This is a genomic window from Sphingobacterium mizutaii, from assembly GCF_900187125.1.
Lineage (GTDB): Bacteria > Bacteroidota > Bacteroidia > Sphingobacteriales > Sphingobacteriaceae > Sphingobacterium > Sphingobacterium mizutaii.
On record NZ_LT906468.1, the window covers coordinates 1,508,466 to 1,532,444 of the forward strand.

At 42.2% G+C, this 23,979-nt stretch carries 19 protein-coding genes; 15 read left to right on the forward strand and 4 right to left on the reverse strand.

Annotation, left to right across the window (positions count from 1 at the left end; genetic code table 11):
• Positions 1 to 2 precede the first annotated feature (2 nt).
• From CKW03_RS06475 to CKW03_RS06530, 12 genes are all read left to right on the forward strand, one after another.
• The gene (locus CKW03_RS06475; RefSeq protein ID WP_093095162.1) at positions 3 to 1,667 is read left to right on the forward strand and encodes a UxaA family hydrolase; all 1,665 of its coding nucleotides are present in this window, start codon (positions 3 to 5) and stop codon (positions 1,665 to 1,667) included.
• A gap of 34 nt (positions 1,668 to 1,701) precedes the next feature.
• Entirely contained in the window at positions 1,702 to 2,466 is a 765-nt protein-coding gene (locus CKW03_RS06480) for an SDR family NAD(P)-dependent oxidoreductase (RefSeq protein WP_093095163.1), read from the forward strand.
• Between the two features lie 141 nt (positions 2,467 to 2,607).
• Positions 2,608 to 3,465: a fumarylacetoacetate hydrolase family protein gene (locus CKW03_RS06485; protein WP_093095165.1), complete on the forward strand. Its 858-nt coding sequence runs from the start codon at positions 2,608 to 2,610 to the stop codon at positions 3,463 to 3,465.
• A 9-nt stretch (positions 3,466 to 3,474) separates the two neighbouring features.
• Positions 3,475 to 4,305: an amidohydrolase family protein gene (locus CKW03_RS06490; RefSeq protein ID WP_093095166.1), complete on the forward strand. Its 831-nt coding sequence runs from the start codon at positions 3,475 to 3,477 to the stop codon at positions 4,303 to 4,305.
• 5 nt (positions 4,306 to 4,310) lie between these two features.
• The gene (locus tag CKW03_RS06495; RefSeq protein WP_093095168.1) at positions 4,311 to 5,099 is read left to right on the forward strand and encodes an L-fucose dehydrogenase; all 789 of its coding nucleotides are present in this window, start codon (positions 4,311 to 4,313) and stop codon (positions 5,097 to 5,099) included.
• Between the two features lie 479 nt (positions 5,100 to 5,578).
• Positions 5,579 to 6,745: a glycoside hydrolase family 172 protein gene (locus tag CKW03_RS06500; RefSeq protein WP_093095170.1), complete on the forward strand. Its 1,167-nt coding sequence runs from the start codon at positions 5,579 to 5,581 to the stop codon at positions 6,743 to 6,745.
• A gap of 6 nt (positions 6,746 to 6,751) precedes the next feature.
• Positions 6,752 to 7,996, forward strand: coding sequence for a DUF6786 family protein (locus tag CKW03_RS06505; RefSeq protein WP_093095171.1), 1,245 nt, complete (start codon positions 6,752 to 6,754; stop codon positions 7,994 to 7,996).
• Positions 7,997 to 8,007: 11 nt separating this feature from the next.
• Entirely contained in the window at positions 8,008 to 9,771 is a 1,764-nt protein-coding gene (locus tag CKW03_RS06510; protein WP_093095173.1) for an L-fucose isomerase, read from the forward strand.
• A 4-nt stretch (positions 9,772 to 9,775) separates the two neighbouring features.
• Complete coding sequence (gene fucP / locus CKW03_RS06515; RefSeq protein ID WP_093095174.1) at positions 9,776 to 11,110, forward strand: L-fucose:H+ symporter permease; 1,335 nt, start codon at positions 9,776 to 9,778, stop codon at positions 11,108 to 11,110.
• 11 nt (positions 11,111 to 11,121) lie between these two features.
• On the forward strand, positions 11,122 to 12,789 hold the full coding sequence (locus tag CKW03_RS06520) for a ribulokinase (protein WP_093095176.1): 1,668 nt from the start codon (positions 11,122 to 11,124) through the stop codon (positions 12,787 to 12,789).
• A gap of 6 nt (positions 12,790 to 12,795) precedes the next feature.
• A complete protein-coding gene (locus CKW03_RS06525; protein WP_093095177.1) occupies positions 12,796 to 14,877 on the forward strand; it encodes a hypothetical protein in 2,082 nt (693 codons plus the stop codon).
• 40 nt (positions 14,878 to 14,917) lie between these two features.
• A complete protein-coding gene (locus tag CKW03_RS06530) occupies positions 14,918 to 15,907 on the forward strand; it encodes a LacI family DNA-binding transcriptional regulator (RefSeq protein WP_093095179.1) in 990 nt (329 codons plus the stop codon).
• A 4-nt stretch (positions 15,908 to 15,911) separates the two neighbouring features.
• Here the strand turns inward: CKW03_RS06530 and crcB are convergent, their stop codons facing one another.
• Positions 15,912 to 16,292, reverse strand: coding sequence for a fluoride efflux transporter CrcB (gene crcB, locus CKW03_RS06535; protein WP_093095180.1), 381 nt, complete (start codon positions 16,290 to 16,292; stop codon positions 15,912 to 15,914).
• Positions 16,293 to 16,564: 272 nt separating this feature from the next.
• Here crcB and CKW03_RS06540 point away from each other — a divergent pair, with 272 nt between their 5' ends.
• Positions 16,565 to 17,458 carry an AraC family transcriptional regulator gene (locus CKW03_RS06540; RefSeq protein WP_093095182.1) on the forward strand — a complete coding sequence of 298 codons (894 nt, stop codon included), beginning with the start codon at positions 16,565 to 16,567 and terminating at the stop codon, positions 17,456 to 17,458.
• 1,474 nt (positions 17,459 to 18,932) lie between these two features.
• On the opposite strand, the gene CKW03_RS06550 is transcribed toward CKW03_RS06540, so the two are convergent.
• A complete protein-coding gene (locus tag CKW03_RS06550; RefSeq protein ID WP_093095184.1) occupies positions 18,933 to 19,439 on the reverse strand; it encodes a DUF6702 family protein in 507 nt (168 codons plus the stop codon).
• 112 nt (positions 19,440 to 19,551) lie between these two features.
• Here CKW03_RS06550 and CKW03_RS06555 point away from each other — a divergent pair, with 112 nt between their 5' ends.
• Positions 19,552 to 20,127 carry a HupE/UreJ family protein gene (locus CKW03_RS06555; RefSeq protein ID WP_093095186.1) on the forward strand — a complete coding sequence of 192 codons (576 nt, stop codon included), beginning with the start codon at positions 19,552 to 19,554 and terminating at the stop codon, positions 20,125 to 20,127.
• Entirely contained in the window at positions 20,124 to 22,490 is a 2,367-nt protein-coding gene (locus CKW03_RS06560; protein WP_169918982.1) for a M1 family metallopeptidase, read from the forward strand. Before CKW03_RS06555 ends, CKW03_RS06560 begins: the two co-directional genes overlap by 4 nt.
• Positions 22,491 to 22,727: 237 nt before the next feature.
• On the opposite strand, the gene CKW03_RS06565 is transcribed toward CKW03_RS06560, so the two are convergent.
• Together CKW03_RS06565 and CKW03_RS06570 are read right to left on the reverse strand one after the other, a co-directional pair.
• Positions 22,728 to 23,273 carry a GNAT family N-acetyltransferase gene (locus CKW03_RS06565; RefSeq protein ID WP_093095187.1) on the reverse strand — a complete coding sequence of 182 codons (546 nt, stop codon included), beginning with the start codon at positions 23,271 to 23,273 and terminating at the stop codon, positions 22,728 to 22,730.
• Positions 23,270 to 23,923 (reverse strand): TetR/AcrR family transcriptional regulator, encoded by a 654-nt coding sequence (locus CKW03_RS06570; protein ID WP_093095189.1) that lies wholly within the window; start codon positions 23,921 to 23,923, stop codon positions 23,270 to 23,272. Before CKW03_RS06570 ends, CKW03_RS06565 begins: the two co-directional genes overlap by 4 nt.
• Positions 23,924 to 23,979 lie beyond the last annotated feature (56 nt).

A 23,979-nucleotide genomic window follows, 5' to 3' on the forward strand; every position in this document is an offset into this window, starting at 1 on the left:
AAATGGAAAAAGAGAGATTGGAGTTTTTACAAATCCATCCAAAAGATAATGTCCTGGTAGCTCTTCGCGACCTGCCAGCTGACTATTCCCTGAAGTTTGAAGGGAAAGATATTACCCTGAAAAGGGCAATTGCTGCAAAGCATAAGTTTACTATTGGTCCTTTTCGCAAGGACGATGAGGTTTACATGTACGGTGTATTGGTTGGAAAGGTGAATGAAGATCTGGAAAGCGGCGAGCTACTGGATGTAAACAACCTGCGTCATGCAGCTGATGATTTTAAGTTAGGGGAAAGGAAATTAGAGTGGCAGCAGCCAAATGTTTCTGCATTCCTAGGGAAAACGTTCCGAGGGTATCACCGGAGTAACGGAGCCGTTGGGACTGCAAACTATTGGTTGGTGATTCCATTGGTGTTCTGTGAGAACAGAAATGTGCTGACCTTGAAGTCGGCATTGGAAGAAAAACTAGGTTATCAAGTTGAATCAAAGGATTATTCTGATGAGGTTGATGAGTTGATTTCCAGGTATCAAAGCGGTGCTTCTCTTGACGATTTAATGTCAGTAGATCTAAGTGCTGCTAGAGAGAATAAAACAAAAAAGAGGCTGTTTCCCAATGTGGATGGTGTAAAGTTTCTCAACCATGATATGGGCTGCGGTGGCACTAGAATGGACTCTGACGCATTATGTGGTTTATTGGCTGGATACATAACGCATCCCAATGTAGCTGGTGCGACGGTGCTTAGTTTGGGCTGTCAGCATGCTCAAGCTTCCATCTTGAAAGCGGAGATTGCTAAGCGCGATCCTCATTTTGATAAACCGCTCTTTGTTTTTGAGCAGCAGTTTGAAGGAACTGAACAGGAATTGATGCAAAAGGCTATCAAATCCACCTTCACGGGCTTGGTGGAAGCCAATAAATTGGAACGCCAAGAAGCTGGATTGGATAAATTGTGCATTGGTTTGGAATGTGGTGGTTCTGATGGTTTCTCCGGTATTTCAGCAAATCCGGCATTGGGATATCTTTCAGATATGTTGGTGAGCTTGGGAGGGTCGGTGATACTTTCTGAATTTCCAGAGTTATGCGGCGTGGAGCAAGAATTGAGCGATCGTTGTGTAGATGAACCTACCGCTGAGAAATTCATTCAATTGATGCGGACTTACAATGCAAAGGCAGAGGCAGATGGATCTGGGTTTTATATGAATCCATCACCGGGAAATATCCGCGATGGTTTGATTACGGATGCGATTAAATCTGCTGGTGCAGCGAAAAAGGGTGGAACTTCCCCTGTGGCGGCGGTAATTGATTATCCCGAATTGGCCAATGGTCCTGGGCTAAACCTGTTGTGTACTCCTGGGAATGATGTGGAAAGTACGACAGCCGAAGTTGCTGCAGGTGCCAATGTGGTGCTGTTCACAACGGGCTTGGGGACTCCAACTGGAAATCCGATAACCCCCGTGATCAAAGTGGCATCCAATACAAAAGTCTTCAATAAAATGAACGATGCCATCGACCTCAATTGCGGAACTATAATCGATGGGGAAGAAAGCATTGAGGAAGCTGCTCATCGCATATTGGACTATGTTATTGCTGTTGCGAGTGGTGAAGAAACTGCTAAGGCGGTTAAGCTGGGTCAGGATGATTTCATTCCTTGGAGACGTGGAGTTTCACTTTAATAAAGAAAATTAAAACATTTAAATACAAATAATTATGTCTAGGCTAAAAGATAAAGTAGCGATTGTGACGGGCGGCGCAAGTGGAATTGGGAAAGCCATTTCAACCTTGTTTGCCAAAGAGGGAGCAGTTGTGCATATCCTGGATCTGAACCCTACTGGTGGGGAAGAAACCAAGAAGTTGATCGAAGACGAAGGCGGAAAATGTGAAATCCATACCTGCAATGTGAGCAAGCAAGTTGAGGTGTTGGATATAGTAAAGCAAATCGGCAGGGTGGATATATTGGTGAATAATGCGGGTATAGCCCACGTAGGTAACCTTGAGGGCTGTAGCGAGGAAGATATGGACCGGATTTACCAGGTGAACATAAAAGGGGCTTATAACGCCTTATTTGCGGTTGTTCCAGTCATGAAGGCAAACGGTGGTGGAGCAATCCTGAATTTAGCTTCAATTGCCACCTTAGTGGGGATCCCCGATCGCTTTGCCTATTCCATGAGCAAGGGCGCCATGTTCGCCATGAGCCTATCTGTAGCGAAGGATTATTTGAAGGATAATATCCGTTCAAATTCCATCTCCCCAGCACGAGTGCATACGCCTTTTGTTGATGGATTCATCGCCAAAAACTATCCAGGTAAAGAAGCGGAAATGTTTGAAAAACTTTCTAAAACCCAACCTATCGGACGGATGGCAGAACCTGAAGAAATCGCGAAATTAGCTTTGTTCCTTTGTTCAGATGATGCATCCTTTATTACTGGTAATGATTATGCTATCGACGGAGGATTTGTTAAGCTGAATAACTAGCAATGAGAATTGAGGTCTGAGATTTGATATAGAAATCTTCAATTGCCTCAGTTCTAGAAATAATAATATAATACTTCAAAAAGGATATGTTGTGGGTTTGATTTTTCAAATCTCATATCTCATATCACAATACTTAGGAAAATGAAATTAATCAGATACGGAGAATCAGGAAGAGAAAAGATCGGTGTAAACATCGATGGAAAGAATTATGATGTTTCGGCATTTGGCGGAGACTATAACGAAGAATTTTTTACAGACAATGGATTGGCTCGATTGGAAGAGTTTGTGAAAGCGAATCAGAGGAAACTGATTGAGATTCCAGCAGATTCTCGATTAGGGGCTCCATTTACGAGACCATCCAAGATCGTATGTATTGGCTTGAACTATAAAGACCATGCGGAGGAAACTGGAGCAAAGATTCCAGCAGAACCAATTATCTTTATGAAGTCTACGACTGCCTTGGTTGGGCCTAATGATCAGGTGATGATCCCAAGGAATTCTGTGAAGACCGATTGGGAAGTCGAATTCTGCATTGTTATCGGAAAGAAAGCTTCTTATGTCGAAGAGGCTGATGCATTGGATTATGTTGCAGGCTATGTGCTGCACAATGATGTCTCTGAACGTGAATTCCAACTTGAACGTGGTGGAACTTGGGATAAGGGTAAAGGTTGTGATACCTTCGCGCCGATTGGACCATTTATGACGACGGCGGATGAAATACCAGATATCAACAACGTAAAACTTTGGTTGAAGGTGAATGGTAAAACTTACCAGAATGGTAATACCTCTAACTTAATCTTCAATGTGCCTTTTGTGGTTTCCTATGTTTCACAGTTCATGACCCTTTTACCTGGGGATGTAATCTCTACTGGAACACCTGCTGGTGTTGGTTTGGGCTTTGATCCACCAATATACCTTAAAGCGGGAGATGTTATTGAATTAGGAGCAGATTACCTTGGTGAACAACGCCAAGAAGTGGTTGCTTTCAACAAAGGTTAAAATGATATTATGAGAATAGATACTCATCAACATTTTTGGCTCTATGACCCCATAAAGGACGCATGGATTACTGATGAAATGTCCGCCATCCAGCGCAATTTCCTTCCAAATGATATTTCAGGCACGCTAAAGCAACTGGGATTTGATGGGGTGGTAGCTGTACAGGCGGACCAAACCCACCGCGAGACCGAATTTTTAGTAGAGCTTTCTCAAGTATATGCCCTGATCAAAGGTATTGTGGGATGGGTAGATCTCAGGTCCGAAAAGGTTGAGGAATATCTTCAAAACTTCTCAAAACATCAGGTTATCAAAGGGTTCAGGCATATTGTGGAAGGAGAGGATGACCCTGATTTTCTTCATCGTGACGAATTCTTGCGTGGGATTGCCGCCTTGACGAAATTCAATTATACTTATGATCTCCTGTTGCGTCCTCGTCATTACCAGAGCTCACTGAAGTGTGTGGAAGCCAATCCTAATCAAGCTTTTGTACTGGATCATATTGCCAAACCTCCAATCAAATCCCAGGTATTTACAGAATGGGCCAGCTATATTGAACAGTTGGCCAATTATCCGAATGTCCATTGTAAGATTTCGGGCTTAGGGACTGAGGCAGATTGGAAGCATTGGAAATTAGACCATTTTACGGAATACCTAGACCATGTTATCAAATGCTTTGGCAAGGAAAGGTTGATGTTCGGATCTGATTGGCCGGTATGTTTGTTGGCAGGGAGCTACGAAGATGCCCTTAAGATTGTGGAGGATCGCTTAGGAGATTTTAATGAACAGGAGTTGAAAGGGTTCTGGGGAGATAATGCGGTGAAATTCTACGGATTAAAATAGTTTATATGAACTTAAATTTAAAAGATAAAGTTGTTTTGGTTACCGGGGGAGCCAAAGGGATCGGGAAAGGAATTGTGGAGCTTTTAGCAGCAGAAGGAGCGATACCCGTTATTATAGGAAGAAAGGAAAAAGACAATCTTGCCGTAGAGGAGGAGTTAGCTGCCAAAGGCTTTAAATCATTTGCTGTCCAAGCTGAATTAACTAATCCAGAGGATTGCAAAAAGGCAATTGAAGCTGTGGTTGCTAAATGTGGTCGAATCGATGGATTAGTGAACAATGCGGGGTTAAACGATGGGGTAAGCCTAGAGAATGGCGATTACGACTCATTTGTCAAGTCCTTGCACAATAGCTTGGTTCATTATTTCCTGATGGCCCATTACTGTCTGCCGGAGCTGAAGAAAAGCAAAGGGAATATTTTAAACATCAGCTCTAAAACTGCAGAAACAGGGCAGGGAGGTACTTCTGGCTATGCTGCCTCCAATGGAGGAAGGAATGCATTGACCAGAGAGTGGGCAGTTGAACTGCTACCTTATTCCATCCGGGTCAATGCCATTGTCGTTGCGGAAAGCATGACTCCACAATATGAAAACTGGATCAAGACGATTCCCAATCCTGAAGAAACATTGAAAAAGATAACCAGTAGGATTCCACTTGAAAACCGGATGACCACGGTGGAAGAAATCGCCAATATGGCTGTTTTCTTATTGTCAGATCGCTCTAGCCATACCACTGGCCAGTTAATCCATGTAGATGGGGGCTATGTGCACTTAGATCGGTCTTTGATAAATGACTAAGTATACCAAGATATATTTGTAATCAACCTTTAGTAAACTCAATTGAGCTGTTTTTATTTAAACAGCTCATTTTTTTTCTTCTATCGAAATCGAGGGAGGCCATAGTTCTTGTGGTATCCAAATTGAATTGTTACAAAACGATAAACTTTATTAAAAATGTTGTTAGAATTAAAATAACTCCTGTTTTCATTGGATTATCAAATTTCATGGCACTTTAATTTGTTCATTTGAGCCAAAATATTTTTACAATTTATTTTGATATTAAACGATTAAGCATTAACATTGTGTAATTATAAACTGAAAAGTTCCGCAATTGTTTTAATGAAATCGTCTCCAGCAGACATCGTTTATTCCTGAAATGCTTAAACGATTAAAGCAATAGCCAAATTCTTTTTCTAACCGGAAGTTTTGGTCGCTCTTTTCAAAAGTAAAATGTGATTTCCGAGTGAACATTTGAATAATCAACTAATAAATAAATCATGAAAATTAAATTATTATTAGCTTCCTTATTTCTTTGCGGCATGTCCTATGCGCAGCAAAAGCAGTCTTTTAACGGAATAGATATGAGTTTGGGTAACTTATCCAAACTTTCCAATGCCAAAACCAGATCAATTAGCCCAGAAAACTTTACCGGTGCAAAAGGGAAAGGCGGAATGGCAGACCCAGCAAAACAGGCGGGTCAAAAGAACGTTGCCAATGCTTCCCATGCTTCCCGTGAATTGGGAGTGGGTTGGAAAGTTAACCCATATATCACCATTGCGCCAGGAGAAACCTTTACCATGGCTGAAATCAATGAATCCGGTGTGATTCAGCACATGTGGATGACGCCAACTGGAAACTGGAATCATACCATCTTCAGGATCTATTGGGATGGCGAGTCAACTCCTTCCGTAGAATCTCCGGTAGGACCATTCTTTGGCATGGCTTGGCATCGTTTTGCTCCTTTGAATTCCTTGGCAATGACGGTCAACCCGGGTAGCGCATTCAATTCCTATTGGAAGATGCCATTCAGGAAGAGCGCTAAGATCACGATGGAGAATATTTCCAGTGAACCAATGAACCTGTATTACCAGATTGATTACGCGGTAACGGAAGTTCCTGAAGATGAGGGTTATTTCCATGCACAATATCGCCGTTCCAATCCAACCCAAGGCTCATTGCATACCATCATCGATGGCATCAAAGGGAAAGGACAATATGTAGGAACTTATCTAGGCGTAGGAGTCAACAACATTGGTTGGTGGGGAGAGGGAGAGATTAAGTTCTTCATGGATGGTGATAAGGATTTTGCTACCATCGTAGGAACTGGGTTAGAGGATTATTTCTGTGGTTCCTACAACTTCGAAAACAAGGCTACAAGGCAATATCAAGAATATTCCACAGCATTCGCTGGCCTGCACCAAGTAATCCGTCCTGATGGCGTATATGAGTCCCAGGCGCGTTTTGGCATGTACCGTTGGCATATCATGGATCCGGTGCGATTCGATGGTGACCTAAAAGTGACGATCCAGGATTTAGGCTGGCGTTCAGAAGGACGATACCTGCCGCAGAAGTCAGATATGATCTCTGTTGCGTATTGGTATCAATCTGAACCACATAACAAGTTTCCAAATCTTCCATCCAAGAACGATCTAGAAGTAAACTAAATTTCTATGAAAAACACATGGCTACATGCATTAATGGGGGCTTCGGCACTGTTGCTGGCTAGCTCCTGCCAAGAAAGCAAGAAAAATGAATCTTCAACCCAGGATACCGTGAGTACAAATTATAACGAAGGCCAATTTGGCTATGATCTGCAATTCTTGCAGAAGCACGATAGCATTTTGATTTTGAGCAATGAGAGTGGTCTAGGGCAAATCTTGGTGTCTCCAAAATATCAAGGCAAGGTCTTTACCTCTACGGCTGAAGGACCCGATGGTAAAAGTTTCGGCTGGGTGAATTACAAGGCTTTTACGGCGCCGGTCGATCCACACATGAATGCTTATGGTGGTGAAGACCGTCTATGGCTAGGTCCTGAAGGCGGTCCATTTTCCCTGTACTTCGAAAAGGGGAGTGAAATGGTCTATGATCATTGGAAAACACCTGCAGCAATTGATACCGAGGCCTGGACCTTACTTTCTGCGACTGGAAATTCAGCAAGCATGGAAAAAACAGCAGAATTGAAAAATTATGCAGGTACCGTGCTCAGCATGAAACTTAACCGTGACATCAAAATGTTGAGTAATTCCCAGATTGAAGCCGATTTAGGTATTCAACTATCCGATCAGATAAAATCCGTAGGCTTTAGCACGATCAACAGCATCAGCAATACCGGTAAAGAAGCTTGGACAAAAGAAACTGGGGCACCGTGTCTTTGGAGCTTAGATATGTTCATGCCTACCGACAGCACGGTTATTCTGGTCCCTTATGAAGAAACCGCTAAAGGAAAGGTGGCCACGACTGATTATTTCGGAGAAATCGATAAAGATAGAATCAGTTACAAAAATGGTGTCCTTTACTTTAAGGCTGATGGTAAGTCAAGGGGCAAGCTAGGATTGTCGCCTTCAAGAGCTAAAACCATTGCCGGAAGTTATGACCTAGCGAATGGAATCTTGACGGTAACCAAGTTTTCGATCGATTCCAGCAAGGTTTATTTGAACCAGGAATGGACAACCAAAAAAGACCCTTTTGTGGGAGATGCTGTCAATGCCTATAACGATGGGCCATTAGAAGATGGAAGCCAAATGGGACCGTTCTATGAGATCGAAAGTGTTTCTCCGGCAGCATTCCTAAAACCTTCAGAAAAATTGGAGCATACCCATAACGTGTATCATTTCGTTGGGGATAAAACTCAAATAGCTAGTCTATTAAAGAAGTTATTTAATATAACTGTTGAAGATATTCAAACTGCATTCTAAACCGCTTAATAATGAACAAATATCCAAAAATCGGGATCAGACCCATCATTGATGGCCGCTGGGGTGGCATCCGGGAATCCTTAGAAGATACCACCATGAACATGGCCAAGGCTGTGAAAAAACTATATGAATCAGAATTGAAATATCCAGACGGAAGTCCAGTACAGTGTGTCATTGCGGATAGCTGTATCGGTGGGGTCAAGGAAGCGGCAGATTGCCAGGAAAAGTTTGACCTGGAGCAAGTCGGTGTTTCCCTATCCGTAACCCCTTGTTGGTGTTATGGATCTGAAACCATGGATATGGATCCCATCCGACCAAAGGCCATTTGGGGCTTCAATGGAACCGAAAGACCTGGTGCCGTTTATCTTGCGGCAACGGTAGCTGCCCATAATCAAAAAGGACTGCCCGTATTTAGCATTTATGGACATGATGTGCAAGATATGGGGGATAGCAAGGTTCCGAATGATGTGAGAGATAAACTGCTCTCCTTTGCCAAATCCGGCCTTGCAGTTGCGATGTTACGCGGTAAAAGCTATTTGGCTATCGGTTCGGTTTCCATGGGGATTGTTGGCTCCATCGTAAATGCTGAATTCTTCCAAGAATATTTAGGCATGCGAAACGAGTATGTCGACTCCTCAGAAGTACTGAGACGCATTCAGTTAGGAATCTATGATGAAGACGAATTCAAGAAAGCCTTAGAATGGACCAAAAAGCATTGTAAGGAAGGTGCCGATTTCAACCAGAAGCATAAAGTAAAAAACAGGAAAGAAAAAGATGAGGATTGGGAATTTGTAGTAAAAATGACCCTCATTATCCGCGACCTGATGATCGGCAATCCAAAATTGAAGGAAATGGGCCATGCTGAAGAAGCAATGGGTCACAATGCCTTCATTTCAGGATTCCAAGGCCAAAGACAATGGACGGACTTCCTACCGAATGGCGACTTCTCAGAAGCTATCTTGAACTCTTCATTCGATTGGAATGGAATCCGCAACCCTTTTATGGTCGCAACAGAAAACGACTCCCTAAATGGGGTTTCTATGGCTTTCAACTATCTTTTGACCAATACTGCACAGATATTCGCAGATGTCAGGACCTATTGGTCCCCAGAGGCAGTAAAAAGAGTGAGCGGATGGAAACCTTCAGGTGCCGCTAAAGATGGCTTTATCCATTTGATCAATTCGGGTTCGGCAACCTTGGATGGTACCGGACAGCAATCGGCCAATGGGAAACCCGTCATGAAACCATTCTGGGAGATCTCCGATAAAGAGGCAAAAGCCTGTTTAAAGGCCACGACTTGGTATCCCGCAAACCGTGATTATTTCAGGGGAGGAGGTTATTCTTCCAACTTCCTGAGCAAGGGCGGTATGCCAGTGACCATGTGCCGGATTAATTTAATAAAAGGTTTAGGGCCAACCATACAAATTGCTGAAGGTTATACCGTTGATATTCCGGAAAAAGTGCATAAGGTCTTGGATGAACGTACCGACAAAACTTGGCCGACCACCTGGTTTGTGCCTGAACTGACCGGTGAAGGAGCCTTTACCGATGTATATTCCGTCATGGCAAATTGGGGTTCCAACCATGGTGCCATCAGTTATGGCCATATCGGGCATGACCTGATCACCATGGCAGCTATGCTACGTATCCCTGTCTGTATGCATAATGTTCCTGCAAACCGCTTGTTTAGACCCGCTACTTGGGCAGCCTTCGGTATGAACCAAGAAGGTGCGGATTATCGAGCATGTGAAGTATTTGGACCACTTTATAAATAACAACATGAGCAACCATAAGAAATCATTGTTTCGGGATGATGAAGGGAACTATTTGTTGGTTCCATTTCTGTTCATCTGTAGTTTATTCCTTTTATGGGGCTTTGCCCATGGCTTTTTGGATGTGCTTGATAAGCATTTCCAGGATCTATTGCATGTTTCCAAGGCGCAATCGGGTTTTGTACAATTCTCATTGTACATCGGTTATTTGGCCATGGCCATCCCTGCAGGGCTTTTTATCAAGAAATTCGGTTATCAGAAAGGTATTATCTTCGGCTTGGTTCTGTTTGCTATTGGTGCATTTATGTTCTATCCGGCCGCCAAACTCGCAGCATTTATCCCATTCTTGACCGCATTGTTTGTGATAGCCTGTGGCTTGGCCTTCCTAGAAACGGCCGCAAACCCTTATTCCATTGTTTTAGGATCAAAGGAAGGGGCAGCAAGAAGGATCAATATTTCCCAGTCATTCAATGGCTTGGGCTGGATCTTAGGGCCTTTGATCGGCGGATTGATGATCTTTGGAACGGAAGCTGAAGGCGAGCATGATAAATTCGATTCCTTGGTTCAACCCTATATTGGGATAGGATGTGTGGTGGTTTTGGTTGCTATCGTGTTTTTGATTATTAAATTACCCGAAATCAAAGAGAAAAAGGAATCTGGGGAATACGAGGAAAACCCACCGATGCGGAATTTGCTGAAGCATCCAGTCTTTATTTTCGCTGTAGTGGCGCAATTTCTCTATGTAGCGGCCCAAACTGGTACCAATTCATTTTTCATCAACTACGTGATCGATGCGATTCATGACCTGAAAACTCCGATTTCCAATATCATGGGCAATCTGGGTTCTTTCGGCGAATTCTTTATGCCGAAAAATGATGAACAGGCGGCTTCCCTTATCCTTGCCATCGGTGGGATGGGAGCTTTCTGGATTGGTCGATTGACAGGATCTTATCTGATGAAGTTTATTGCACCACATCGCCTTCTAGGCTTTTATGCGGTCATGAATGTGATCTTGAACATCTTGGTGTTCATGAACCTGGGTTGGGTATCTGTGTTTGCGTTGTTCTTAACCTACTTTTTCATGTCCATTATGTTCCCGACCATTTTTGCCTTAGGCATCAATAACCTAGGTACCCTAACTAAAAAAGGATCTTCCTTCTTGGTTATGGCAGTAGCAGGTGGGGCATTCTGTCCACCATTGATGGGCTTGATCGCAGACCATAGTTCTATGGCCACTGGATTCATTATTCCAGTGCTTTGTTATGTGGTGATTGCGGTCTTTGCGATTTGGGGAGTAGGTAAAGTAGAAGGTAAATTGGATATGTCAAATCCATCACATTAATAGGAGTTTAAATGAAACAATCATATGTAATTGGCGTTGATTTTGGAACCGATTCAGCGAGGGCTCTACTGGTCGATTCTGCTAATGGAGAAGTCCTTGGATCGGCTACATCTAGCTTTAAAAGATGGAAGGAAGGACTGTATTGCGACCCAAAACAAAGTCAATTTCGTCAGCATCCATTGGATTATATAGAAAGCCTGGAAGCCTGTCTGAAGGGATGTTTGGCAAATGCCAATGATGAAATCAAGGCCAATGTCCTCGCCATTTCCATTGATGCTACGGGCTCGACCCCGGTAGCCATTGATAGGCATGGTCAACCTTTGGCATTGTCAGCGGAATTTTCTGAAAATCCGAATGCCATGTTTTTCCTGTGGAAAGATCATAGTTCCATCAAGGAAGTGGAGGAGATCAACCAAAAAGCCCAGGGTTTAGAAGTTAATTACCTGAGTTATTGTGGGGGTGCCTATTCTTCCGAATGGTTTTGGTCCAAATTGCTCCACATGGCAAGGACAGACGAAGAAGTCTATAATGCGACCCATTCCTGGCTTGAACAGAGTGATTGGTTACCCTATCTTTTGACGGGCAATCAAGATGCACAGCTCCTCAAGCGGAATGTCTGTGCCGCAGGGCACAAGGCTTTATGGGCACAGGAATTAGGAGGGTATCCTCCGCTGGAATTCTTTACCCATTTAGACCCTAAACTGGAAAAGATATACCATTCCATTAATAAGGAGGTTTTTACAGCAGATGAGCTTGTCGGGAATCTATCCAAAGAATGGGCCGATAAATTGGGCTTAAAAACAGATGTTTTGATCTGTGTTGGGGCCATTGATGCCCATGTTGGCGCCATTGGAGCACAAATCCAACCAGGGTATATGTGCAAGGTCATGGGAACTTCGACCTGTGATATGATGGTAATTGATAGAGAAGAATTACAAGATCGATTGGTACAAGGGATCTGTGGACAGGTCCAAGGCTCAATCGTGCCACAATATATTGGTTTAGAAGCTGGTCAATCCGCGTTTGGTGATGTATATAATTGGTTGAAGAACTTGCTGTTGTGGCCAATAAAGAATAGTCTGAAAAGATCTGCATCACTGGGTAGTCAAGCCATTTCAGATTTAAGGGATGAACTTGAGCGAAATTTACTTTCAGAGCTTTCCGAATTGGCCAAACAACAGCCTATCCAAGAAGATTCCGAACTGGCATTGGATTGGTTCAATGGTCGGCGAACGCCTGACGTAAACCCTTCCTTGACCGCAGCATTGTTCAACCTGGACTTGGGTAGCAATCCAGTCAATATCTTTCAGGCCTTGGTGGAGGCCACCTGTTTTGGCTCCCGTGCCATTGTGGAGCATGTGGAAAACCAAGGTGTGGCCATCCAAGGGGTCATCGGAATAGGGGGGATTGCCAAGAAATCAGATTATGTAATGCAAACCTTGGCTGATGTCCTGCAAAGGCCCATTATGGTCCATCGCTCTGATGAAACCTGTGCTATGGGCGCATGCATGCTGGCTGCCACTGCCGCAGGGATTTATACTTCACTGTCCGAAGCCATGGATAAGATGGGTTCAGGCTTCGAAAAGGAATATTTGCCCAATCCAGAAAAGAAGGAGTTGTTTGACAAACGCTATGCAAAGTACCTGGCTTTTGGTTCCATGATTAATACTGTAGAATAAATTGAAATGAGAATTTATTTGATTTACATAGTTGTTGTTTTGGTTACCTGCTTGAATGCTATGCTCTCTTCATTAGCCTTTGGCCAAGGAATCCCAAAATCCTTAAAGTCTTATATTTCCAATCTTGAGTATTCCAAAATTGGAAACCAAAGCCCTGAAATCAAATTCAAAAAAGTCGATAAACAGACCTATAGGGTCGAGGTAAATTGGAAAATATTGTCCGATACCAGTCTAGAAAGGCTCTATGTGGCTGTTAAGCCTGCCTTTAAACCAAGCTTTCATTGGGCTCCGCATCTAACACCTACGGATAACCATATCGTAGCACAGCATGTGTTTCGTTCTGCTGCCATGATCGTGCATGATGCCCAAAAATCCTTGGCTATCATTCCAGATGTGTCCTTGTTGGAGACCAAACCTGCTGTTCCTTGGTATTTGGACCTCAATGCCACAGCAAATTTATTGACCTTGGGACAAGCTAATTCGAAAATTACCGACCATATTCTCTATGAAAAGGAGGAAAAAACCAAGTTCCCGGCAGGTTCCTATCGTTTGGAATTTTTTGTCAAATACTCTTCTGATCCCGACAATATTCAAAATCCATTTGCCAGTATCAATCAGTTTATGTGGAATCAATGGGGTGAAAAACTGTATCAAAAAGGGGAACCTTTACCAGATAACAATCTAGATCCCTACGTGGATTATACCTATCAATGGGCTTTCAAATATTGGCGGGATGCGGTCTGGCAAGAGTTTGATTTGAATGGAAAAAGGGTAGGAGCCGCAACCTTTATCGTCAATGTTACCCAAAGCCCAAATTATCCCGGCGAAGTCAATGAAAGGGAGTTTAGGTCGATTTGGAACCAAGCATGGTTCAACTCTTTCCGGTCTGCGTCTGGTTTATTTCGCTATGCGAAACGAAAAAACATCGATTCGTTGAAACGTTATGCCAATATGACCAAAGAATTGGCCCTTTCCTTTCCCCAAAAGAACGGTTTCTTTCCGGGCTTGATTGCTACCGAGATGAAGGAAGTGGAAATAGCCGGAAAAAAATATTGGCGTTCTGCAGGTTGGGATACTTATTATTTCGGTAACTCTAACCGTAATCCCTTTACCTGGAATGCAAAGGAATCGCCTTATCATGTCCTGGACATGAGTTATACAGCATTATTAATGCTGGATTGGTATCAGGAGTTGGAAAAAGACCCACGTCTATTGGACTATGCGGTTCGTTATGCTGATGCTTTGATCAATATACAGCGGCCAGATGGTTATTTTCCGGCATGGCTGGACCTACAGGGCCAAAATGATATGGATATCTTGAGCAAATCGCCGGAATCTGCCATGTCCGTAAGTTTTTTGCTGAAACTATATCAAATCAGCAAGCTGGAAAAATATAAAGAATCTGCCTTAAAGTCCTTAGATGTCATTGAAAAGGAAATTGTGCCAATCGGGAGATGGGAGGATTTTGAAACCTATTGGTCCTGTAGCCGCTTTGGACATGACAGCCTAGTTGCCAAGAAAATTGCAAGAAATGATATGTACAAGCAGAATACCTTGAGCATGTACTATACCGCTCAAGCGGCGATGGAAGCCTATAAGGTAACCGGTGACAAGGCATATTTACTAAAAGGAAAACGAGTGCTGGATGAATTGTTGATGTGGCAGGCTGTTTGGCAGCCATCCTTCATCTATATCCATGCACTTGGAGGTTTTGGCGTGATGAACGCTGATGCTGAATGGAATGATTGTAGGCAAAGCTTATTTGCAGAGCTGATCATGCAATACGGGAAGGAATTAGATCGAAAAGACTATATGCAGCGTGGCATTGCTGCCCTCAAAGCATCCTTTGTGATGATGTATGCGCCAGAAAACCAAGAAACCAAAGAGCAGTGGCAAAAACGCTGGCCTTTTCTTGGAAAACAAGATTATGGCTTTATGATGGAAAACTATGGGCATGATGGCCATACGGATTCCAATGGGATTGGAATCGGTGAGTTTACCATCTATGATTGGGGGAACGGTGCCGCATCCGAAGCCGTAAATAGAATAATCGACCATTGGGGAGAAAATGTGCTCTCTAAATGGTAACGAAAGGTTAATTATGAATTAATAATAATATATTTACAACATGGTAAAAAAGGTATCATTAAAGGATATTGCTCAGAAAATCGGTGTTTCTACAGCCTTAGTTTCTTATGTGTTAAGTGGAAATGAGGAGAAGGGTAGAGTAGGGAAAGAAACTGCTGAGAAAATCAGGCAAGCCGCCAAAGAACTGAATTATCAGCCCAACCATATTGCGAAAAGCTTAAAAACGGGAAAGACCAATACGATTGGCCTGATCGTGGCAGATATTTCAAATCCTTTTTTTGCCTCTATTGCGCGAGGTGTAGAAGATGAATCTGGACATTTTGGATTGACCACCATTATTGGTAGTTCGGATGAAAGTACTGAAAAGCTAAAAAACTTGGTCGATGTCTTTATTAAAAGACAGGTCGATGGCTTTATTATCTCTCCACCGGATAATTCAGAAGAAACCATTGAATACATAATCTCCCTCGGAATTCCCATCTGTTTGATCGATAGACATTTTAACCATGTCAATTCCAGTTATGTCATTACGGACAATAAGGAATCCATGCAGACTGCCGTCAGCCATCTGCTGGAAATGGGCTACAAGAACTTGGCATTTGTAGCTTATAAAAGCAGCCTTCAGCATATGAAAGATCGTGAACAGGGATTTTTGGATGCCAGTGCAACGATTCAATCCAAGGTCTATAAAATCAATTTCAACAAGCAACAGCAGGAACTGAATAAGGTGCTGGATGAAATCCTGGAGACCCAAAAGGCTGATGCCATTGTATTTGCCACCAATACACTGTCCGTTGCCGGTTTAAAATACCTGACTCAAAAAGGCGTTCAGATCCCGAAAGACTTGAATGTGATGTGTTTTGACTTTAGTGAGGTCTATGATTTCTTTTACCATCCTATTATCCACGTAAAACAACCTATTGAACAGTTGGCAAAGGATAGCGTGGTTGCTTTGACCCAACAGATGAAAGACCATACCATACAGAAAAAGGTGTTGCGTTCAGAATTGATTGCCAAGACTAGGGCATAGTCTATTACTGGAACAATCTTGAAATCATTATACCAAAGTATACCGCTGCCAATCCCAATAGGACGCTAAGGCCTATATATAAAATAGCTTGGGAAACCTGTTGATTTTGGATAAGAGTGATATTCTCGGCTGCAAAGGTGGAAAAAGTGGTGTAACCACCGCAAAAGCCTGTTACAAGCAGAAGTTTCCATTCATTGCTCAATCCTTGGTTCTTGGCGAAATAGCCTAGTAATATTCCGATCAGCAGGCAGCCTAAAAGATTGACGATCAAAGTGCCCAGTGGAATCTGGCTAGGATAGTTTTTACTGATAAATTGTCCACTGTAATACCTTAACACGCTTCCCACAGCTCCACCTGCACCTATAATGAATGCCTCTTTGATCATGAATAATAAATTTTCAGTGATTTATTTTTTTCGAATTTAACGAATTCCTGTAGAAGTTGCGAATGGATTGTAATTCAATAAAAATACTCGAAATGGATGAGAATGAATGAAATATGATTTATGTCAGAAATTTATTACGGAAATATTCTTATATATTTTCAAATAATACCCTGAGATTGTAAAAAATTGATATTTTTGTTATAACTAAATTATGAATATCATTATACCCAAACAACATTAACCAGTTGAATTGGGACAAAAATTAGGAATGTATGGAAGCTTTAAAGACAATGGAAGCAAGGTATCCAATTGAATTTACTGTGCCTGCTTTCGGAGCCGGTTCGTTTTATATTCAAGAAGACCTGAGGGAAGAATTCTATACTCATTACCATAGGCACAAGGAAATCCAGGTTTCCTATATCCTAAAAGGTAGGGGTTCGGTCGTAATCGGAAACTTGATACAGCCATTTTTTGAAAATGAAATCTATATCCTTAAGGCCAATGATCCCCATATCTTTATTAAAGAAGGAGCGGAGGAGGACCAAATCCATGTGGTCCATATTTTCGTAGCCTTTGACAAAATGCAGTCATTCTTCAATATGCAGGAGTTGCATCGGATCCGAGATATCTTTAATTCCTTAGATTCCAGTAAAAAGCTCATCCAGCGATACAGCCTCCCAGTTAGGACCATCTTCCAATCCCTATTGCGGGAAGAAGGGCTCCCTAAACTCATGCGCGTCTTGGAGATTTTTGATTACCTGATCGCCAACGAAAAGGAGATGATCTCCTTGTATTCCGGTCTGCCAGAGTCAAACTTCAACGATAAGGTCGGAGTAAGGATCAATGAGGTCCTTCGCTATTCCCTAGAAAACTACAACCGGGAAATCAGTATCGACGCAGTCGCCAAACTCATCCACATGACGCCATCTGCATTCTGTAAGTATTTTAAAAAGCACACCATGAAAACCTACGTGACCTTTTTAAATGAAATCCGAATCGAAAAAGCCTGCCAATTGCTCATCAACAAATCCACCGAAAACATTTCCGAAGTCGCCTACCAATGTGGCTTCAATACCGTTGTCCATTTTAATCGGGTATTCAAACATATCTTGCATAGTTCACCGTCTGAGTTTATCCATAGGCATGCAGTGAATATGGCGAATTAGGGGAAGACATAAGACAATAGACATAAGACAATAGAACTTTCTGAAAGTGTTATTTTTTTTGTCATGCTGAGGAACGAAGCATCTCGGAGTATTGCGAAAAAAGATTGTATTGGCGTACAGGTCCTGTACCTTCGTTACAGCATGACACGCATTATTAGTAGAGAACCGTACAGATTCTTCACTCATCGTTCAGAATTGGAAATGCGCAATTGTTCAACTATTCAGTTGAACCCTATCGAGGTTCCATTATTTTAGCAGGCATGGCACGTTAGCCTGGAAGTCGCGCAAAAACGATGTTCGATTAATCGAACGTCGTTTTTGCATTAACCCTATATTGTTTACCATCCATGCTAAAATAATTCATCCCCTCTGGGGATATATGACGCATAAAAATATTCTTCTGGAAAATAGAAATAGGTCTAAATACCTAGAAAAACAATCGAATAAATTTGTCATTGGTAGAAACGAAGCATCTCGGTAGTATGCAAACAAAGGTTGCATTGGCGAACAGGTCCTTGATCTTCGATCAAGGATGACAAGCACATGTTGGGGCATTTACGTACAGATTCTTCACTAATCGTTCAGAATTGGAAGCCTCCTGAGAGGGATTCTGAGCGAAGCGAAGAATCTATTTTTTTTGTTTTTTTGAGATGTCTGTCATCGTGGGCACCGCGAACGCACTGTTTTTAAAAGGTTTTTCAGAAAAAGATTTCACCCACTCTGTGGGTTTACTACAAACATCAAATCTTCCTCAGGAAGCCCTTTAGCCTCCGGCTCATTTCCTTGGCAGAAAAATGGATAGAAGGTCGATGCCCCGTGCGATGGGATTGGTTTGTAGAAATTGTTCGACCAAGAATTTGAAAATCTATGAATTTCATTAATCAGAAGATGATAATAATTTAGGTATGCATGCTGCGGGCGTATGCGATACGCCCCTACAGTATTGGGGTCTTTCCAGCGACAAATTGACCATAATCTTGGTCCATCCTCCAATCCTCGTTGGGTGAGCGGAGTCGAACCCCATCCTGGTTCATGCCCAAATCTTGGTCTATCCTCCAATCCCTTCCATTCCTGGTTCAAATGCCGACGGTCCAAAAAAATAGAAATACAATTTCCTTTCCTGTCTAAAAACAATCCTCCACGCAGGTCTCTTGTCTTATGTCTCCAAAAATTTGGAATTTGGTTCAAAATTTGTTATATTACTAGCAAACAATAAAAGAAAGGTTATAATATGATTAAAAAAGAAAGAAGTAAAAAAGAAAAAATGATCCAGAACCCATTTTCATTCTATGTGACGAATGTAGGGTTTATCGGAAACCAACCAAGCCCACAAACTAGAAGTGTTAACAAGAAAAGTTAACCCTTCTACAAAACCAAAACAAATTAAATTAGACGTGCTTTTTGAGAAAAAAGCATTTTGTGTTTCTAGAGGGTTCGTATTCTCCTGACCCTAAATCCCAAAAACCAAGTACGATTAGAATGTGAAACTGGCTGTCCGTTTAGGATTGTCGAGTTTGGTGCTTTTTTTAGTGTTGTTGACTTTGATGTGCATGATGTTCGATTGGTTCTTGAAGTCCTTAAACAGCAGCTGGTTTACGATGTCCAACTTATTGATGGCAGGAACATCGCTGACTTCCAAATAACACCAAGCTACATCCTCCTCGATTTCATAGCCAACATAACGGAGGTTACGCGGTTGATTGTTGATATTGATCTTGAAGTTTTGACGGATATATTTCGATATAGCAGAATCTGCCGCTGCCTTGTTTTTTGGGTGGATCACATCAATGTGTTGACCCAATTGGTTTTTCAAGGCTACTTCCAGGTCATCATAAAACAATCGACAGGAAACCTCTACCCGTTTTTTGGTCGGGTTGTAGTCGACAGAGGTAATGCTGACATAAAAAGGATGTGCAAAGGCAATTAAAGCACTAAAAACCCCAATGAACAACAATCCTAATTTTAATTTCTTCCAATCCATGCTCTAGACTTTTTGCAACAATTATGTGCAAAATTGTTTAAAATTAGTAAATCCGTTTGTCTATGTTAAAATAATATTAATTTTGCTATGTTATTATTACAAGACCTAATTAATGAGCGATTTTTCTATCTATTTTCAACTTGGTTGGCAGCATATCTTAGACTTGACCGGTTACGACCACATCTTGTTTGTTCTCGTTTTATGTTGTAGTTATACGCTTAAAGATTGGAAGAAAATCCTTTGGCTGGTAACTGCTTTTACCGTTGGCCACTCTATTACCTTGACCTTGGCCGCTTTCAAAATAGTAAGGGTGGATACCGCTTGGGTAGAATTCTTGATTCCAGTGACAATACTGGCTACTGCATTCTATAATCTCCCAAAAAGAAGAAAACAGCGCAGTCCTTATGTCCTCTATGCCATGACCTTGTTCTTTGGGTTGATCCATGGTCTTGGATTTTCAAATTACTTACAATCTTTACTGGGCCAGGAAGCGAATATTGTCCTTCCATTGTTGTCCTTTAATATAGGTCTGGAGTTTGGACAACTGATCATCGTATTTTTTGTTATTCTGTTGTCGGAACTGATGCTGAAGATTTTTGCGGTTAGCAACCGAGATTGGAGCTTCTTCCTTTCATCCGCAGTGATTGGGATCTCCTTTATTATGGCACTTGAACGTATTCCATTATGAAATTATATTCAAAATTAATCAAAACCATTTGCCTTGCCCTGTTAGGCTCGGCAAGCATATATTCTGCCCATGCGCAGATGCAGCATAACCCAGGGTCCAACCATGGGAATAAGTTCGAGCAATTGGGAAACCTTTTGACGGATCCAAATATCTTCCGAACGGCATCTGGTGCGCCAGGTTCCATGTATTGGCAACAGAAGGCAGATTATGTGATTGATGTGGAGGTGGATGATGTCAATCGGGTATTGAAAGGATCTGAAACCATCACCTATACCAACAATTCTCCTGATCCATTGACCTATTTATGGATTCAGTTGGATGAGAATGAGCATGCAGATAATGCTGAAAATAAACGTTTCGACCAAAGCAGCTTAAGGGAGAAAATGTCTATCGGTGAGCTGAAGTCATTGGTTCCAGAGAAAAAAGGATTTGGGGTCAATATCCATAAGGTTACCGATGGTGCCAACAAGGCTTTGAAATATACCATCAATTATACCATGATGCGTATAGATCTTCCTACAGCATTGAAACCGGGAGCAAAATTCGTCCTGAAAATTGATTGGGATTATAAGATCTCTGATCGTATGGTAGAAGGTGGACGTGGTGGATTTGAGCATTTTGCAAAAGATGACAATAACCTGTACACCATAGCCCAGTGGTTTCCAAGAATGGCAGTCTATTCCGATTTCCAAGGCTGGCAAAACAAACAGTTTACTGGAAGAGGGGAATTTGCTCTAGTTTTCGGCGATTATAAAGTGAATATCACCGTTCCGGCAGACCATGTGGTCGGTGCTACCGGTGAATGCCAAAACTATGCACAGGTATTGAGCCCTGCTCAATTAGGCAGGTGGAAACAGGCACAGCAATCGAAAGAACCGGTTGAGATCGTGACCCTAGAGGAAGCAAACAAAGCGATCCAACAGAAATCGACTGCAAAGAAAACTTGGGTATATGAAGCTAAGAACGTACGTGATTTTGCCTTTGTAACTTCTCGTCGCTTGATTTGGGATGCTTTGCGTGTCAATGAAGGTATTCCAGGAAACCAGCCTATGGCCATGTCTTATTATGGTCCTGAAGCCTATCCGCTATACCGTAAATATTCTACTAAGGTGGTCGCACATACCTTAAAAACTTATTCTAAATTCTCTATCCCTTATCCTTATCCGGTAGCTATCTCTGTAGAAGCTGCAAATGGTATGGAATATCCGATGATCTGTTTCAACTATGGTCGTGCAGATGAAGACGGTACTTATACAGAGGCCGTGAAATACGGCATGATCGGTGTGATTATCCACGAAGTAGGCCATAACTTCTTCCCGATGATCGTCAATTCAGACGAGCGCCAATGGACTTGGATGGATGAAGGCTTGAATACCTTCCTTCAGTATTTGACAGAACAGGAATGGGATAAGGATTTTCCTTCCCGTCGTGGTCCTGCCTATAAGATCGTGGATTACATGAAGCTGCCAAAAGACCAATTGGAGCCTATCATGACCAACTCTGAAAACATTGTCCAATTTGGACCAAACGCTTATGCTAAACCAGCAACTGCATTGAACATCTTGAGAGAGACCGTGATGGGCCGTGAGCTCTTTGACTATGCCTTTAAGGAATATGCAAGGAGATGGGAATTTAAACATCCTACTCCAGCAGACTTTTTCCGCACCATGGAAGATGCTTCAGCGGTAGACCTTGACTGGTTCTGGAGAGGTTGGTTCTTTGGAACGGACCCGGTTGAAATTTCATTGGATAATGTGACTCAATATAGAATGAGTGGAGCTGACCCTAAGAAAACGCAACAAGAGAAAAAAGATGCTTTTGAAAAAGACCTAAACAGCATTACACGCCAAAGAAACATGGAAGATAATATGGCTTTCTTGGTGGATAAGGATACCTCTCTTTTGGATTTCTATAATAAATGGGACCGTTTTGCAGTTAAGCCAGCGGATGAGGCAAGCTACCAAGAATTCTATAATAAGCTGAACGATAAGGAAAAAGACATCTTTAATGGTAAGACAACTTTTTATGAGTTGAACTTCAAGAACAATGGTGGATTGGTTATGCCATTGATCATAGAATGGACTTTCACCGATGGAAGCAAGGAAATCGATCAGGTTCCTGCTTATATCTGGAGAATGGACGAAAATGAAGCCACGAAAGTCTTTGCCAAGAGCAAGCAAGTTGCTTCTATCCAATTGGACCCATACCGTGAAACTGCGGATATAGATGAGTCCAATAATGCATGGCCAAGAACATCGCAACCATCAAGGTTTGAATTGTACCAACAGAATGGGCGCACAGCTCGTGGTCAATCGGCAGAGAGCAACCCGATGAAGGAAGCGAAAAAGCAAAACAATAGATAGGTAATACTAAACCAAAATTTAAAAGGGCAGCTCAATTATTGAGCTGCCCTTGTTTTTTTATACGACCTTTTTTTGGTAAAAAAATGTTGATTTTAATTGGGTTTTATTCGAGACACATTTTGAATTTTCCGAATATGCCTCGAACAAGGGTAAAGCTTGGGTAAGCGCTCGTCCTGCATGAAGAATTGACCCGAAATATTTTTGGAGGTGCAGGAATAGCTTTTAGTTTTCCTAAACTTATGGTTTATCTGACTTCAGCCTGCTGAAGACCAAGAGGTCCCTAAACTGGAAGTTGCCCATCCATTCGCCATTTCTCTTTGTCCCTTCGAGTTTAAAGCCCAGTCTTTTGGGGATATTGATGCTTTTTTCGTTGCCGATTGCACAACAGATCTGGATGCGTTCTAATTTGAGTTCTTCAAAAAGCTCTTGGATCAGGGCTTCCACCGAGCGGGTCATGATACCCTGGTTTTGGAATTCTTGGGAGAGCCAATAGCCAATTTCTGTGTTTTTGTTCAGTAGATCGGTCTCCTTGGTGCCGATCAAGCCAATCATACGGTCATCGAAACAGATCTTATAGACATAATCTTTTTTAAGCTTTCGGCTGAGCATCGCCATTTCAACAAAACCTTTGCTGTCTTCCACTTTGTTGGTGAACTGTACGAAAGGGAGCCATTCGCCAAGATATTCCCTTTGGCTGTTGATGATATTGAACATCCGGATGGCATCACTCTCTACGATCGCTTTCAGGCTTAAATTTTGATCTATTTCGATGATTCTTTTCATGTTTGCGTCTTTGTCAGTATTTCTCTAAGTGCTGCTGAAACACGTTCTTGGTCTTGCTCGGTATTGAGGTCAAGACCGCAGAAGGTACTTCCGTTCGTTTTTGCATGAAGGGCAAGGTAATATAAACCTGCTGTCTGTAGTGCAAGGATGGCACAGGTATCGACTTTGTTATTGGGACGGCTCTTTTCGTATTTACGGATGAGCTCGGCTCCAATTTCCTCGCGGCTATCTGCCAATTTACGGAGGATCTCCTTGTTTTCAGAAAGTTCCCATTGTAGGATGCGCTGTAGGATTTCGTCGTTAAGAACAGCATTAAATTGTCCTTGCAAGAGGGCGAACATCTCGTCATCCTGAATGATTTCCTGGCCCAACAATTTGGAAATAGTGGATTTGGCCTTGGTTTTCCAATAATCCCTTTTCTCGATATACAGCTCCACCAAGTTGTCCAGATTATCGAAATAGGTGTAGATCAATTTACGGTCTACTTTTGCTTCTGCAGCAATATTTGCAATGGTCAATCCAGGATAGCCATGTTTTTTTAATACTTTTCCGACGGCATTGACGATTTTATTCATCGTTCTTGCCTTTTCGCGTAGGGGTCCAGAAGTGACCTTTCTGGACTTTTGCTCAGTATTCGGAGCTTTTTTCATATCTGTCTAAAATAGTAGGCTAAATTTAAGCATTATTCACAGCATGGAGAATAAAG

What these genes read in the sequence shown, in the direction of transcription:
- CKW03_RS06475 (WP_093095162.1), top strand. Translation starts at nt 3, where the DNA reads ATGGAAAAAGAGAGATTGGAGTTTTTACAAATCCATCCAAAAGATAAT.
- CKW03_RS06480 (WP_093095163.1), top strand. Translation starts at nt 1,702, where the DNA reads ATGTCTAGGCTAAAAGATAAAGTAGCGATTGTGACGGGCGGCGCAAGT.
- CKW03_RS06485 (WP_093095165.1), top strand. Translation starts at nt 2,608, where the DNA reads ATGAAATTAATCAGATACGGAGAATCAGGAAGAGAAAAGATCGGTGTA.
- CKW03_RS06490 (WP_093095166.1), top strand. Translation starts at nt 3,475, where the DNA reads ATGAGAATAGATACTCATCAACATTTTTGGCTCTATGACCCCATAAAG.
- CKW03_RS06495 (WP_093095168.1), top strand. Translation starts at nt 4,311, where the DNA reads ATGAACTTAAATTTAAAAGATAAAGTTGTTTTGGTTACCGGGGGAGCC.
- CKW03_RS06500 (WP_093095170.1), top strand. Translation starts at nt 5,579, where the DNA reads ATGAAAATTAAATTATTATTAGCTTCCTTATTTCTTTGCGGCATGTCC.
- CKW03_RS06505 (WP_093095171.1), top strand. Translation starts at nt 6,752, where the DNA reads ATGAAAAACACATGGCTACATGCATTAATGGGGGCTTCGGCACTGTTG.
- CKW03_RS06510 (WP_093095173.1), top strand. Translation starts at nt 8,008, where the DNA reads ATGAACAAATATCCAAAAATCGGGATCAGACCCATCATTGATGGCCGC.
- fucP (WP_093095174.1), top strand. Translation starts at nt 9,776, where the DNA reads ATGAGCAACCATAAGAAATCATTGTTTCGGGATGATGAAGGGAACTAT.
- CKW03_RS06520 (WP_093095176.1), top strand. Translation starts at nt 11,122, where the DNA reads ATGAAACAATCATATGTAATTGGCGTTGATTTTGGAACCGATTCAGCG.
- CKW03_RS06525 (WP_093095177.1), top strand. Translation starts at nt 12,796, where the DNA reads ATGAGAATTTATTTGATTTACATAGTTGTTGTTTTGGTTACCTGCTTG.
- CKW03_RS06530 (WP_093095179.1), top strand. Translation starts at nt 14,918, where the DNA reads ATGGTAAAAAAGGTATCATTAAAGGATATTGCTCAGAAAATCGGTGTT.
- crcB (WP_093095180.1), bottom strand. Translation starts at nt 16,292, where the DNA reads ATGATCAAAGAGGCATTCATTATAGGTGCAGGTGGAGCTGTGGGAAGC.
- CKW03_RS06540 (WP_093095182.1), top strand. Translation starts at nt 16,565, where the DNA reads ATGGAAGCTTTAAAGACAATGGAAGCAAGGTATCCAATTGAATTTACT.
- CKW03_RS06550 (WP_093095184.1), bottom strand. Translation starts at nt 19,439, where the DNA reads ATGGATTGGAAGAAATTAAAATTAGGATTGTTGTTCATTGGGGTTTTT.
- CKW03_RS06555 (WP_093095186.1), top strand. Translation starts at nt 19,552, where the DNA reads ATGAGCGATTTTTCTATCTATTTTCAACTTGGTTGGCAGCATATCTTA.
- CKW03_RS06560 (WP_169918982.1), top strand. Translation starts at nt 20,124, where the DNA reads ATGAAATTATATTCAAAATTAATCAAAACCATTTGCCTTGCCCTGTTA.
- CKW03_RS06565 (WP_093095187.1), bottom strand. Translation starts at nt 23,273, where the DNA reads ATGAAAAGAATCATCGAAATAGATCAAAATTTAAGCCTGAAAGCGATC.
- CKW03_RS06570 (WP_093095189.1), bottom strand. Translation starts at nt 23,923, where the DNA reads ATGAAAAAAGCTCCGAATACTGAGCAAAAGTCCAGAAAGGTCACTTCT.